This is a genomic window from Roseibium sp. SCP14, assembly GCF_040329475.1.
Taxonomy (GTDB): Bacteria; Pseudomonadota; Alphaproteobacteria; order Rhizobiales; family Stappiaceae; genus Roseibium.
In genome coordinates this window covers 940212-954900 of record NZ_JBDZYH010000002.1, presented here as the reverse complement: position 1 = coordinate 954900, position 14689 = coordinate 940212, and the positions used below count along the sequence as shown (strand labels likewise).

At 57.2% G+C, this 14689-nt stretch carries 11 protein-coding genes; 10 read left to right on the top strand and 1 reads right to left on the bottom strand.

Features of this window, described 5'->3' with window-relative positions:
- The first annotated feature begins 25 nt into the window (after positions 1 to 25).
- From pal to serA, 8 genes are all read left to right on the top strand, one after another.
- Entirely contained in the window at positions 26 to 511 is a 486-nt protein-coding gene (gene pal, locus ABLQ08_RS11605) for a peptidoglycan-associated lipoprotein Pal (RefSeq protein WP_352942053.1), read from the top strand.
- A gap of 245 nt (positions 512 to 756) precedes the next feature.
- Entirely contained in the window at positions 757 to 1704 is a 948-nt protein-coding gene (gene ybgF / locus ABLQ08_RS11600; RefSeq protein ID WP_352942051.1) for a tol-pal system protein YbgF, read from the top strand.
- Complete coding sequence (gene tilS / locus ABLQ08_RS11595) at positions 1688 to 3064, top strand: tRNA lysidine(34) synthetase TilS (protein WP_352942049.1); 1377 nt, start codon at positions 1688 to 1690, stop codon at positions 3062 to 3064. Before ybgF ends, tilS begins: the two co-directional genes overlap by 17 nt.
- A gap of 169 nt (positions 3065 to 3233) precedes the next feature.
- Positions 3234 to 5153 carry an ATP-dependent zinc metalloprotease FtsH gene (gene ftsH, locus ABLQ08_RS11590; RefSeq protein WP_352942046.1) on the top strand — a complete coding sequence of 640 codons (1920 nt, stop codon included), beginning with the start codon at positions 3234 to 3236 and terminating at the stop codon, positions 5151 to 5153.
- A 171-nt stretch (positions 5154 to 5324) separates the two neighbouring features.
- Positions 5325 to 6668, top strand: a complete 1344-nt coding sequence (gene glmM / locus ABLQ08_RS11585) for a phosphoglucosamine mutase (RefSeq protein WP_352942044.1) — start codon at positions 5325 to 5327, stop codon at positions 6666 to 6668.
- A 213-nt stretch (positions 6669 to 6881) separates the two neighbouring features.
- A complete protein-coding gene (locus tag ABLQ08_RS11580; RefSeq protein WP_352942041.1) occupies positions 6882 to 7700 on the top strand; it encodes an outer membrane protein in 819 nt (272 codons plus the stop codon).
- A gap of 152 nt (positions 7701 to 7852) precedes the next feature.
- Positions 7853 to 9031: a phosphoserine transaminase gene (locus ABLQ08_RS11575; RefSeq protein WP_352942039.1), complete on the top strand. Its 1179-nt coding sequence runs from the start codon at positions 7853 to 7855 to the stop codon at positions 9029 to 9031.
- Positions 9032 to 9107: 76 nt separating this feature from the next.
- Positions 9108 to 10694: a phosphoglycerate dehydrogenase gene (serA, locus tag ABLQ08_RS11570; RefSeq protein ID WP_352942037.1), complete on the top strand. Its 1587-nt coding sequence runs from the start codon at positions 9108 to 9110 to the stop codon at positions 10692 to 10694.
- Positions 10695 to 10742: 48 nt separating this feature from the next.
- Here the strand turns inward: serA and ABLQ08_RS11565 are convergent, their stop codons facing one another.
- Positions 10743 to 11639 carry a DMT family transporter gene (locus ABLQ08_RS11565; protein ID WP_352942035.1) on the bottom strand — a complete coding sequence of 299 codons (897 nt, stop codon included), beginning with the start codon at positions 11637 to 11639 and terminating at the stop codon, positions 10743 to 10745.
- Between the two features lie 168 nt (positions 11640 to 11807).
- Here ABLQ08_RS11565 and ABLQ08_RS11560 point away from each other — a divergent pair, with 168 nt between their 5' ends.
- Positions 11808 to 13079, top strand: a complete 1272-nt coding sequence (locus ABLQ08_RS11560; protein ID WP_352942032.1) for an MFS transporter — start codon at positions 11808 to 11810, stop codon at positions 13077 to 13079.
- A gap of 199 nt (positions 13080 to 13278) precedes the next feature.
- Positions 13279 to 14571: an adenylosuccinate synthase gene (locus tag ABLQ08_RS11555; RefSeq protein WP_352942031.1), complete on the top strand. Its 1293-nt coding sequence runs from the start codon at positions 13279 to 13281 to the stop codon at positions 14569 to 14571.
- Positions 14572 to 14689: the final 118 nt, after the last annotated feature.

Sequence of the window (14689 nt, the reverse complement as noted above, 5' to 3'; positions counted from 1 at the left end):
GCGGGCTGGGGATTAGGAGACAGGAATGTTCAAACAAGAAATTGCTGCAAGAAGCGCACGCTGGATTGCGGTCTGTTTCGCGGTTCTGTTTGCCGCAGCATGTGCTCAGACCAAGACGGATGGGCTTTCCAGCAATGTGAAACCCGGAACCGGGCAGGATTTCGTGGTCAACGTTGGCGATCGGGTGTTCTTTGAAGAAGATCAGTCCACGCTGACAGCGCAAGGACAGTCAACCTTGGGCAACCAGGCGAAATGGCTCAACAAGTTCTCGCAATACACGATCACTGTTGAAGGTCATGCGGACGAGCGCGGTACGCGCCAGTACAACATCGCACTTGGTGCCCGGCGGGCTCAGGCTGCACGAGATTATCTGGTCGCACAAGGCGTGAGCACTTCGCGGATCAAGACGATTTCCTACGGCAAGGAACGTCCGGTCGCGGTTTGCAACGACAACAGCTGCTGGTCTCAAAACCGCCGTGCAGTTACGGTGCTGAACAACGCGACCAATTGATCGGATCACAATTCGACTGCAAAGGCCGGGCTTGTTGTCCGGCCTTTTCTTTTGTTCATTGACAAAATGGGCGAATTCTCCCGACAAGAGGCCGAAATCGTCAAACTTTGGCCGAAGTCGAAGCGCTCTGTGCACTTGAGTGCAGAGCCGGGCATGCTAAGACTTCATGCATGAGGGCCAGAGGAGCATCGGCGCGAATATGCATCTATGTTCAAAGCACAACTGCCCCTGAACCGGAGGAGCGAATGCGAAATTTCAAGGGACTGGCAAGTCTCTTCGTTGCGATGGTTTTCATCGCGGTTGCCACACCGTCCGAGGCACAGCTTTTCGGACGTAAGAAAGACGATTCAAGCGTGCGGATCGGCCAGCTGGAAGAGCGGATCCGGGTGCTGACCGGCCAGATCGAGCAATTGTCCTACCAGATGCGGGAATTGCAGGATCAAATGCGCCGCATGCAGGAAGACAACGAATACCGCTTCCAGCAGTTGGAAGGTGGAACGCCGGGCAAACGTTCGGAGATTGCACCAAATGCTGCCCCCGGCAGCACGGCACCGGGACTTTCTCCTGACGGAACGCCCCAGACCGGAACCCTGGTGGCTCCGGGTGGCGGGTTCGCAACTCTGCCGGCCGAAGGGTCCGGTGATGGCGACTGGGATCAGACCGGCGGCTATCAGGGTGGCGACGGACCGATCGATCTGTCCGCGCTGGCCAATGGTCTGGAAAACGTACCTGGTACCGGTCAGGATGCCGGTCCCGGTCCGGGCCTTTCAACGAACGATGACCAGATCGCTTCCGTCATCGGCAGCGGAGATCCGCGGACGGATTATGACCAGGCCTATTCTCTTGCGGTGAACGGCGACTACGCGGGAGCAGAGCGCGGGTTTCGGATGTTTCTGGAAAGCTATCCGGACGATGCCCTTTCGGCCAATGCGCAGTACTGGCTGGGAGAAAGCCTGCTGGCGCAACAAAACTTCCGGGAAGCTGCAGATGCGTTCCTGAAGACTTACACGGATCATCCGGGTAATTCCAAAGGACCGGACAGCCTGTTGAAGCTTGGTGTTTCGTTGCGCGGACTTGGAGAGAAGGATGCTGCCTGCGCGACATTCTCAGAGCTTTTGAGCAAGTTTCCGAACGCTGCTCCGGCCGTGTTGTCTCAGGCACGGGATGAACGCCGCCGTGCGCAATGTACCTGACAAGCCGGTCGAGCCCGCCGGGCTCCCGGCTGATGACGTCGACAAACTCTTTTCAGTCCTAAAACCTTTTTCAAAGCTGACGCTTGCCGTATCCGGTGGCGGCGACTCCCTTTGCCTGATGACACTTTTCAACGAATGGCGGCACCGGACTGGTTGGACCGGTGAGGCGGAGGTCGTTGTGGTCGACCATGGCCTCAGACCGGAAAGCGAAGCGGAAGCGCTATTTGTTGTCAGAACCGCGGTAGATGCCGCCCTTCCAGCGACAGTGCTTTGCTGGGAAGGGGAAAAGCCGTCCCGCAATATTCAGGAAGCCGCACGCCTGGCGCGGTATCGATTGATTTCGCAACATATGCGGCGATCGGGTAGCGACGCCCTGGTGCTGGGGCACCATCTGGATGATCAGGCCGAGACCTTCTTGGACAGGCTCTCTCGCGGAAGCGGCCTTCACGGATTAAGCGCAATGGCGGGAGATGAGCCTGATGGCCCCGAGGGACTTCGGCTGTTGCGCCCTCTGCTTCAGGTGCCAAGGAAGAAACTGGAAGCTAGTCTGCGGGAGCGTGGTCTGGCCTGGTGTTCGGATCCATCGAACCAGGATTTGAAGTACAAGCGGAGCCGATTGCGCAAAATTCTGGCATTGCTGGCAGAAGAAGGGTTGTCCGCGGAGCGGATTTCCCAGACGTCGGCGCACCTTCGAAGAACCCGGGAGGCGTTGGATCAAACCACCCGGGAGTTTGCGGAAAAACATCTTGCCGAGCATCCGGCAGGCCCCTTGAAACTGAGCCGGCAGGCATACCGGGATCTGCCGGAAGAATTGCGATTGCGTTTTCTCACGTTGGCTTTGGGGCGTGCGACTGGGGTGAAGCCACGTGTTAGACTGCAGAAACTGCAGGTTCTGGACCAGGCGCTGATGCTTGTGAAGGAACACCGCCAGACGCTCGCCGGCGCTTTGGTAAAGGCAGACGAGGAAACCATATGGTGCTGGCGGGAAGCGGGCAGAACGCCACCTGAAACTCTCTATGCGCCGATCGGCGAAGGCATCTGGGATCACCGCTTCAGGTATTCGGTCAAGACCGGAGCGGGCACGCCGGAGCTTGAGCCCGCAATCCGTCTCGGCCCATTGTGTCACTCACCAATTCAGATGAAGGACATAGAATGGCCGCAAGATTGGCCGAGAGAAGCGTTCGATTGTTCGCCGGTTGTATGGAGTGAAGGAGGGGAAATTTACCCTCATTCCTGTTCGGTGAACATGCCAATTGGTGAAATTGACAAGGGTGAAGTCCTGAATTTGGCGCGGATGCCTTTCCGGGCTAAATTAATGAGTAACTATTTAGACGAAGGGGACGCGGAGCGGAAAATCTAGAGTTTTCCTCGCACCAATCTTCTGATAGTGGTCCGGCCTTAAGAAAAAAGTCAGTGCATATGCGCAACTATGGCGCACCGCCTTGGCAGCGGGCTTTGGGCGACCTATCTTCGCTCTAAAGAAATGTAACCGCGTGCAGTAAGTCGCGTTGGGCGGTTAAGGGAACAAAATGAACGCACATTTTCGCAACTTTGCTCTTTGGGTGATCATCGCGCTGCTGTTGATCGCATTGTTCCAGCTGTTTCAGAGTCCTGCTCAGCATGGTGCAACCAACGACATTGCCTATTCGGACTTCATGAAGCAGGTCGACAATGGCGAAGTCAGGTCGGTCACCATCCAGGAACAGAAGATCACTGGTATTTATAACAGCGGTGGAGCCTTCCAGACCTATGCGCCGGATGGAGCGCAATATGTCGATGAACTCCGTGGCAAGGGCGTACTGATCAAGGCCAATCCTCCAGCTGAAAGCTCTCCTTTGCTTGGAGCGCTGTTCTCCTGGCTGCCGATGCTGATCATCCTGGGTATCTGGATCTTCGTGATGCGCCAGATGCAGGGATCCGGCGGCAAGGCGATGGGCTTCGGCAAGTCGAAAGCAAAGCTTCTGACGGAAGCGCATGGCCGTGTCACCTTTGAAGACGTCGCCGGTATTGATGAAGCCAAGGAAGATCTTCAGGAGATTGTCGAGTTTCTGCGTGATCCGCAGAAGTTCCAGCGTCTCGGTGGCCGCATTCCGCGCGGTGTGCTGCTCGTTGGTCCTCCGGGAACCGGTAAGACGCTGACGGCGCGTGCCGTTGCCGGCGAAGCAAACGTGCCGTTCTTCACCATTTCCGGTTCTGACTTTGTGGAAATGTTCGTCGGTGTGGGTGCTTCTCGTGTCCGTGACATGTTCGAGCAGGCCAAGAAGAACGCACCGTGCATCATCTTCATCGACGAAATCGACGCTGTCGGTCGCCATCGTGGTGCCGGTCTTGGCGGCGGTAACGACGAACGCGAGCAGACCCTGAACCAGCTTCTGGTCGAGATGGATGGTTTCGAGCCGAATGAAGGTATCATCATCATCGCCGCGACCAACCGTCCGGACGTGCTTGATCCGGCCCTGCTGCGTCCAGGCCGTTTCGACCGTCAGATCGTTGTTCCGAACCCGGACATCACCGGCCGCGAGAAGATCCTCAAGGTACATATGCGCAAGGTGCCGCTGGCTCCGGATGTCGATGTCAAGACACTGGCGCGTGGGACCCCGGGCTTCTCGGGTGCCGATCTGATGAACCTCGTCAACGAGGCGGCTCTTCTGGCTGCCCGCCGGTCCAAGCGTCTGGTCACGATGGCCGAGTTTGAAGACGCGAAAGACAAGGTCATGATGGGTGCCGAACGCCGGACGCTGGTCATGACCGAGGAAGAGAAGAAGCTCACCGCGTACCACGAGGCAGGTCACGCTCTGGTCGCACTTCATCAGGAAGCCTCCGACCCGATCCACAAGGCGACCATCATTCCGCGCGGACGTGCGCTCGGTATGGTGATGCGTCTGCCGGAAAAGGACCAGGTTTCCCTGACCCGTGCGAAGTGTAAGGCCGATCTCGCCGTTGCCATGGGTGGCCGAGTCGCAGAAGAAATGATCTTCGGCTACGAGAAGGTAACTTCCGGTGCTTCCGGTGACATCCAGATGGCGACCAAACTGGCGCGTGCCATGGCGACACAGTTCGGCATGTCGGACAAGCTTGGTCCCTTGCTCTATGGAGAAAACCAGGAAGAGGTCTTCCTTGGCCATTCCGTGGCAAAGAACCAGAACGTATCGGATGAGACCCAGAAGATTGTCGATGCGGAAATCAAATCCTTCGTCAATCAGGGGTATGAGACGGCCAACAAGATTCTCAGCGATCATGAAGATGAACTGCATACGATCGCCAAGGGTCTCCTGGAATACGAAACGCTTTCTGGCGACGAGATCAAAGACCTCCTGAAGGGCAAGCCCCCGGTTCGTGACACTGATGACGATCAACCGGTTGGCCGCTCCTCCGCGGTGCCGACAGCCGGTGCGAAGCGTGGTGGAGACGAAGCAAGCGACGGCATGGAGCCGCAGCCGCAGTCATAAAAATCTCGGATTTCTTGTGTGAGATATGGTGTCCGGCCAAGCCGGGCACCTTTTCTTTTGAGATCGGCCCGATTGTTAGTGAATAGTAACAATTGATCACATATTTTGAAATTCGGCCGGGCCCAATTGCGTTATGAATGCGCAAGACCAAATTCAGACAGGCATCAAGACATGCGTAAGTTTTTCGGGACCGATGGCATTCGCGGTCAGGCAAACACCTATCCCATGACAGCTGAAATGGCTCTGAAGGTAGGGATGGCCGCCGGACTGGCATTCAAGAACGGTGGGCACCGCCACCGCGTCGTGATCGGCAAGGACACGCGCCTGTCAGGATATATGCTGGAATATGCCCTGGTGGCCGGTTTCACCTCGGTCGGAATGGACGTGTTTCTTCTAGGCCCGATGCCGACACCGTCGGTTGCCATGCTGACGCGATCCTTGCGTGCCGACCTCGGTGTGATGATTTCCGCGTCTCACAATCCATTTCAGGACAACGGCATCAAGTTCTTCGGGCCTGACGGCTTCAAGCTGAGTGACGAAATCGAACAGACCATCGAAAGCCTGGCAGAAAGCGATCTGACTTCCCGTTTGGCCGGGACACGCGATCTCGGTCGCGCAAAGCGTATCGATGGTGCGCAGCAACGCTATATCGAATTTGCAAAACGCACATTGCCCAGACAAATGAGCCTGGAAGGCTTGCGGGTTGTGATCGATTGCGCAAATGGCGCAGCGTACAAGGTGGCGCCTGAGGCCCTGTGGGAGCTGGGCGCCGACGTGATTTCCATGGGAGTCACGCCTGACGGGTTCAATATCAACAAGGACTGTGGATCGACATCCCCCGAAGCGCTCTCGCGCAAGGTCCATGAAGTCCGGGCAGATATCGGTATTGCGCTCGACGGCGACGCGGACCGTGTGATCATCGTTGACGAAAACGGAGCGGTTGTCGATGGCGATCAGCTGATGGCCGTGGTTGCCCAGTCCTGGCAGGCAAGCAACCGTCTTGCCGGTGAAGGAATCGTGGCTACGGTCATGTCCAATCTTGGTCTTGAGAGGTATCTCGACAGTCTTGGTCTGAACCTTGCCCGGACCAAAGTCGGCGACCGTTACGTCGTGGAGCATATGCGGGCCAATGGCTACAACATCGGTGGAGAGCAATCCGGCCATATTGTCCTGTCGGACTTCGCCACGACCGGTGACGGGTTGATTGCAGCATTGCAGGTTATGGCCTGCGTCAAGGACCAGGACAAACCGGTTTCGGAGGTTTGCCGCCGTTTCGATCCGGTGCCGCAGATCTTGAAAAATGTCCGCTATAGCGGAGGTCAACCGCTCGAACAGGATCTGGTCAAATCGGCTATCCAGGATGGTGAGGACCGGCTGGGTACGTCGGGCCGGTTGGTCATTCGGGCATCCGGTACCGAGCCATTGATCCGCGTAATGGCGGAAGGTGACGACGCGGAGCTGGTCAAGCAGGTGGTCAACGACATTGCCGGTGTGGTTGCGTCCGCAGCTGCCTGATACTTTCTTCCCAGTGCTTCAGAAGCCGCCTCATCGAGGCGGCTTTTTTAATACTTCGTAAACACTTCGGCTTGTTAAGCCTTCCTTAAGGTAAAAAAACGCGGTTAAAGAATACGGTTAAGTCACCTTTAATGAATTCCCGTCAATATCCTCCCAAGTTTGATGTGTCCGACCATTGGTTGAAGCGGGCGCTCACTGGAAGAGGACGAGGACATGGACAATTTCTTTAAGCGTTTGTCTTTGACCGGCTTTGCTGTTGTGCTTTCCACTGCGGGCTATGCTGCGGATTTGCCGACTCCGGTCATTGAACACATTCCCGAGGTTCCCGCCGTTGGCGGTTGGTACTTGCGTGGTGATATCGGATACAAGATTTATCAGGACCCAAGCGGCAGCTTCAACGATCCCGTGATCGGGGACCTGCGCTTTCAGCGTGAATCTCTCGACGATGCCTGGATGATCGGTGTCGGTGTCGGTTACAAATTCAACGATTATTTCCGCACAGATGTGACGATCGACTATGAGACTTCCGCACAGGCCAAAGGCTACGCGGTCTGCGGCTCCTGTTCAGGCGGCTTCTCCACCGAAGCAACCGATATTGATGTCTGGACAGTCATGCTGAACGGCTATGTCGATCTGGGTACCTGGAACCGCATCACACCTTATGTCGGTGCCGGTATCGGTGCTTCGTACGTCCGTACCGACAGCACCTATTCAATTAATCCCGGCGGTACAGGCCGCAAGGATTACGACGGTGAGCACAGTGAGTGGAACTTCGCATGGGCCCTGATGGCCGGCGCCTCCTACGCTGTGACCGACAACTGGGCGATCGACGCCGGGTATCGCTACAAGGACCTTGGAACAGCCAAGACCGTAAAGCTGTACGATGCCGGAACAGGTGGTACGCGGATCGAGTGGGACGATCTCGTCGCCCACGAGTTCCGCTTGGGGGCGCGTTACACATTCAATACGACACGTGCACCGGCAGCCCCGGTCTACTACGAGCCGCAAGGCCCGATCAGCAGCAATTTCTGATCTGCTCAGACAGATCACTCTAAAGGCCGGTCGAAAGACCGGCCTTTTTGTTTTTCTGCGATTTGAATTGACCAACCGTCATGAACGCCTTATCCCCATAGGTGGGCCACCCCTCCCCAACGAGGGGCAACTATCTGCGAGGGTAGACAGATATGACAGTACTCACCGCCAAGCCGGACGTGCGTCCGGCCAATCCCAATTTTTCATCCGGTCCCTGCTCCAAGCGCCCCGGCTGGTCGCTTGAAAGTCTCGCTGATGCGCCGCTCGGCCGGTCACATCGGGCCAAACCCGGCAAGGCGAAGCTTGCCGAAGCGATCAACCTGACCCGCAAGGTTCTCCAGGTTCCCGTAAATTACCGGATCGGTATTGTTCCGGCTTCCGACACCGGCGCCGTCGAGATGGCTCTCTGGTCCCTGCTTGGGGCCCGTGGTGTCGATATGCTTGCCTGGGAAAGTTTCGGTGCCGGATGGGTGACCGATGTTGTCAAGCAGCTCAAACTGGACAATGCACGCACGTTGACAGCTCCCTATGGCGAGTTGCCCGATCTTGCGCAAGTCGATTTTTCCAACGATGTTGTCTTTACCTGGAATGGAACAACGTCGGGTGTTCGGGTGCCGAACGGCGAATGGATTCCTGCAGATCGCGAAGGTCTGACGATCTGCGACGCAACGTCTGCCGCCTTCGCACAGGAACTTGATTTCGACAAACTCGATGTCGTGACGTTCTCCTGGCAGAAGGTGTTGGGCGGAGAAGCCGCGCATGGCGTGCTGATCCTGAGCCCGAGGGCAGTGGAGCGGCTGGAAAACTATACGCCGGCCTGGCCTCTGCCAAAGATCTTTCGGCTGACCAAGGACGGCAAGCTGATTGAAGGCATTTTCCGGGGCGAGACCATCAATACGCCTTCCATGCTCTGCGTTGAAGACTACATCGATGCGTTGAAATGGGCAGATCGCCTAGGCGGTTTGTCCGGCCTGCGCGACCGGGCGGATGCCAATCTCAAGGTGCTGGCCGATTGGGTCGAGGTATCTGGTTGGGCTGATTTTCTGGCAGTTGACCCGGCAACCCGCTCAAACACGTCCGTTTGTCTGAAAGTCACCGATCCGGACATTCTGGCACTGGATGCCGACAAACAGGCCGCGTTTGCCAAGGCTCTTGCGAGCACGTTGGATGCAGAAGGCGTTGCCTATGATATCGGTGCCTATCGTGATGCGCCTTCCGGCCTGCGCATATGGGCCGGTGCCACGGTTGAAGTCAGCGATCTTCAGGCCCTGACGGGCTGGTTGGATTGGGCGTTCAGCACCGAAAAAGCGAAACTGCCTCAGGCTGCCTGAGCAATTTCTTCTCTCATGACGATCTTCCCGGGCGGTGCGCTGCCCGGACCGTTTTGTATTCAAGGAGAAGCTCAAGATGGCTCCCAAGGTATTGATATCCGACAAATTGTCTCCGGCAGCAGTGCAGATTTTCAAGGATCGCGGCATTGATGTCGATTTCCTGCCGGAGGTTGGCAAGGACAAGCAGAAACTTCTGGAAATCATCGGCCAGTATGACGGACTTGCGATCCGGTCGGCCACCAAGGTTACCGAAAAGGTTGTCGCGGCCGCCGATCGCCTGAAGGTGATCGGACGGGCGGGGATCGGTGTCGACAATGTCGATATTCCCAGCGCAACCGCACGCGGCATCATTGTGATGAACACGCCGTTCGGCAACGCGATCACCACCGCGGAACACGCGATTTCGATGATGATGTCCATTGCGCGCCAGATCCCGGCGGCGGATGCTTCCACCCAAGCCGGAAAATGGGAAAAATCTCGCTTCATGGGGCGCGAACTGACGGGCAAGACTCTGGGTCTCGTTGGTTGCGGCAATATCGGTTCCATTGTCGCGGATCGCGCAATCGGCCTCAAAATGAAAGTCATTGCCTATGATCCGTTCCTGACGCCGGAACGGGCAGTTGCACTCGGTGTTGAAAAGGTCGAATTGGATGACCTGTTTTCCCGGTCCGACTTCATCACGCTGCATACGCCGTTGACGGACAAGACCCGCAACATCATCAATGCCGACGCCATCGCGAAGATGCGCAAAGGTGCCTATCTGATCAATTGCGCCCGTGGTGGCTTGGCGGATGAGGCAGCTGTCCGCGCAGCATTGGATGAGGGCAAACTTGCGGGTGCTGCCTTTGATGTGTTCGTGGAAGAACCGGCAAAGGATAACATTCTCTTCGGAGCGCCGAACTTCGTTTCGACCCCGCATCTGGGGGCTTCGACATCGGAAGCCCAGGAGAATGTGGCGCTGCAGGTCGCCGAACAGATGTGTGACTACCTGCTTGACGGTGCGGTTCGCAACGCGCTCAACATGCCGTCGATCACGGCGGAAGAAGCACCCAAACTGGCCCCTTTTGTTCGGTTGGCCGAACAGCTTGGGTCCTTTGCCGGTCAGCTGACGGAAACGGGCATTGAAGGTGTCCGGCTGGAATATGCCGGCGCGGTTGCCGAGATGAATGTTCAGGCATTGACGGCCGCAGCTCTCACAGGATTGCTGACCCCGCTTCTGCAGACGGTCAACATGGTGTCGGCCCCGATCCTTGCACGCGACAGAGGCATGAAGGTCGAGGAAATACGCCGTGAGAAACAGGGAGCGTATGAGACCTATATCCGCCTGACCGTCATGACCGAGCGCCAGGAAAGATCCGTTGCCGGAACCGTCTTCGCAGACGGCAAGCCGAGGATCATTCAGGTGAAGGGCATCAATATGGAAGCCGAGCTCGGGTCCCACATGCTTTACATTACCAATGAAGACAAACCGGGCTTTATCGGACATCTGGGCATGGAGCTGGGAAATAGCGGCGTCAATATTGCGACGTTCAATCTGGGGCGGATTGCACCTGGAGACGACGCGATCTGTCTCGTGGAAGTTGACGGTGTTGTCCCGACCGATGTCATGACACGGCTCGAGGCGGTGTCTCATGTCAAACAGGTGAAATCCCTGACCTTCTAAAGAAGCCAAGGCGCCCGACAGGGCGCCTTTCTCGCTCTTGTGTGCTCATCAGGCTGGCCGTGGTCCCTTTCGCTGCAAGATGCGGCCGTCCAGAACCACTAGGCCGACCAGAAGAGCAGCGAACCCGGCGAGCTGCAGCGTGCTGAGGTTTTCGCCCAGCAGGAGCCAGCCGAAAAACAGCGCGCTGGCCGGAACGATCAGGGTGACCAGCGACGCATTGGTCGCTCCTGCTTCCGCAAGCAACTGAAAATAGATGAGATAAGCGATGGCCGTCGCAAGAATGCCAAGCGAGAGGACATTCGCCCAGGCAGTCAGGCTCGGATCGGAAATCGACCAGTTGCCCATCGACAGAAGTGCGATAGGCAGCATGAGAAGGCTTGACCCCAGGAGTTGACCTGTTGCCGCTACCTGGGGCGGAAGAAACCTGAACCTGCGGGCATATGTGGCCGCACAGGCATAGGAAATGGCTGCTCCGAGACAACTGAGCTGTGCCCAGACAGGATCGCTTGCGACGCCCGAAAGACTGCTGGACAGCATAATGGCGACCCCGGCGACACCGAGAAGAACACCAGCGATCCGGTTCGCGTGTAGCGCTTCCTGCCGGGTCAGAAGACCGGCGACGATGACTGTGAAGATAGGTGTCGTTGCGTTGAGAATGGAAGCCAGTCCCGCTCCGATCACAGTCTGTCCAAGGAACAGCAGCGAAAACGGCACGGCGTTGTTGAGGAACCCCATAACGAGAAAAGGACCGGCCAACTTCAATGTGAGGTTGCTCAGAAGGCGTTGATGATGAAGGACCAGAAGGAGAACCGCGCAGGCGCTGGAAACGCGCAGGAAAACCAGCACAAAGGGTGGAATTTCAGCCACCGCCACCTTGGCGAAGAGAAAGGCTCCTCCCCAGATTGTGCCGAGCACAATCAGCATGATCCAGTTTCTCAGCGGCATCGATCCAACTCTCTTCGTTACGGTAGTAGGGATCGACTAGCACGCCAGAAATACCGGAGACACCCGAAAACCGATCAGGGCGTGGGTTTCAGGAAACTGCTGGTTCGAAGCGGCAATTAAGGGTAAGGGATTTAAAGTCGTATCCGGCTGTCCGGAAAGAAAGCCTCCATGTCTGAAACTGGTCAATCCGTACAAAGCAGGTCCCTGACCGCGCGTCTTTCTCCATTGCTGATCACGGCCGCCTGCCTGCTTGGGGCAAATGGTCTTGCCATGACCATGATTGCGGTTCGCGCAAGAGCGGAAGGACTGCCGGATGCAAGCATTGGTCTGCTCGGATCGCTCTACTTTGCCGGTCTGATCGCCGGTGTCGTTTTGACGCCGTTTCTGATCGCGAGGGCTGGTCATATCCGGGTATTTGCCGCACTGGCTTCCATCAGTGCGATCGCAATCATGGCGATTGCGTTCACGCCGGCGGGCTGGCCTTGGATGGTTGCCAGATTTGTGAGCGGTGTCGGATCCTGCGGCACGGTCATGGTGCTGGAAAGCTGGCTGAACTCTATTGCATCAAATACGTCGCGCGGACGCATTCTGTCCGTCTACAGGATCGTGGACCTGGCGGCCGTCATGGGCGGTCAGTTCATGTTGCCGGCTTTCGGAGCATCCGGGTCGGATATTCTGATGGTGCTTGCCGTCCTGTTCTGCTTTGCAGTCGTGCCGATCTCCCTGGCCCGCGAAGGGAACCCTTCAATACCCCAGGCGAAGGTCATCAATCCGATGATGCTCTGGCGGGTTTCACCGGTGGCCATGGTCGGAATTTTCACCATCGGGCTTACCAATGGCGCATTCCGCATGGTTGGTCCAATCTATGCCGAATCCATCGGGCTCGGATTGGAAACGGTGGCGGCCTTCATCGCGATCTGGGTGCTTGCAGGTGCGATTTTTCAGTATCCGGCGGGATGGATTTCCGACAGGCTGGACCGCCGCCTTGTTCTGATCGGTTTTACCGTTGGTGCCGGGCTGGCCTGTCTCTTCATTGCCCGGTCGATGACCCAGTCTGAATTGTTTCTCGGTGTCTTCCTGTTCGGCGGTTTTGCCCTGCCGCTTTATTCACTCTCGGCTGCGCATGCCAACGATCATGCCGAACCCGGACAGTTTGTCGATGTTGCCGCCGGCTTGATGCTGGCATTCGGGAGCGGCGCAATGATCGGCCCATTCATCGCGTCCCTGTTGATGGGGATCTTCGGGCCCGCGGCATTTTTCGTCTACACCGCAACGCTTCATCTGGCTCTGGTCCTGTTCATCATCGTTCGCATGTCGCGCCGTGAGGCCGTTCCGGCCGATCAGCGCCGCCGTTTTGTCTGGCTGTTGCGCACGTCTCCGATGATTTACAGGCTCGCGCGCGGAGAAAAGACGGGCGATGAGGGGCCGTCGCCCAAATAACGCCCAATACAGAAGTATAAAGCTCCTTAAAAAAGTGCGTTAAGGGGCCATTAATTCCCCGCGGAGACTCGCAAGCACAGGGAAACCTGTCTATAGTCCGCGCCGTTTGCCCCGGTCAGGTTGCCGGGGCTTGTCGTGTTAGCACCCGGGGCCAGGCCATAGGGTGCGGGAAAGCTGCTTTCAGGAGAGCAAAGACTAGATGGCGAATGTGGTAGTTGTCGGTTCGCAGTGGGGTGACGAAGGCAAAGGCAAGATTGTCGACTGGTTGTCGGAACAAGCCGATGTCATCGTAAGGTTCCAGGGCGGACACAACGCTGGACATACGCTGGTAATTGACGGCATCAGCTATAAGCTTTCTCTCCTGCCGTCAGGCGTTGCGCGTGAGGGCAAGTTGTCTGTTATCGGCAACGGCGTCGTGCTGGATCCGCATGCTCTGGCCGAAGAGGTCGAGCGTCTCGGAAATCAGGGCGTTGTCGTTACACCGGAAACGCTGCGCGTTGCGGAAAACGCCACGCTCATTCTGTCCTTGCACCGCGAACTCGATGCATTGCGCGAAAATTCCAATACGGGTACGCGCATAGGAACCACCAAGCGCGGGATCGGTCCGGCTTACGAAGACAAGGTCGGCCGGCGCGCCATCCGGCTTATGGATCTGAAGAACCTGACCACCCTGCCGGCAAAGATCGACCGTCTGCTGACGCATCACAACGCGCTGCGCCGTGGTCTGGGTCAGGAAGAAATTTCGGCACAGGCGATCTATGACGAGCTCGCGAGTGTTGCCGACAAGGTTCTGCCTTATATGGACAAGGTCTGGTATCTGCTGGACGATATGCGCCGTCAGGGCAAGCGGATCCTGTTCGAAGGTGCCCAGGGCGCTCTTCTGGATATCGACCACGGTACCTATCCGTTCGTGACGTCTTCCAATACGGTTGCAGGTCAGGCCGCAACAGGCTGTGGCCTTGGCCCGGGTTCCGTCGACTATGTGCTCGGCATCACCAAGGCCTACACCACCCGCGTTGGAGAAGGACCGTTCCCGACCGAACAGGAAAACGAGGTCGGTGAATTCCTGGGAACGCGCGGTCATGAATTCGGAACCGTGACAGGCCGCCGCCGCCGCTGCGGCTGGTTCGACGCTGTTCTTGTTCGCCAGACTGTCTGCACGTCCGGCATCAACGGCATCGCCCTGACGAAGCTTGATGTTCTGGACGGTCTTGATGAAATCAAGATCTGCATCGGATACGAGCTGGACGGTGAACGTATCGACTACCTGCCGGCCTCTCAGGGGGCGCAGGAACGGGTTGTTCCGATTTATGAATCTCTGCCAGGCTGGAAGGAGTCCACCGAAGGGGCGCGGACATGGGCTGACCTCCCGGCACAGGCGATCAAGTATGTGCGTCACGTCGAAGAACTGATCGGTGCACCGGTTGCATTGTTGTCGACCAGCCCGGAGCGGGACGACACAATTCTTGTGCAGAATCCTTTCCAGGATTGAGATCTGCCGCTTAAAGGTCTCAAATTGTGAAACAGCTGGGCGCGTTGCGAATCACAATGCGCCCACCGGGATTCGGAATCACACATTTGCGTGTTGATTGAAGAATCCATGTTAGGAA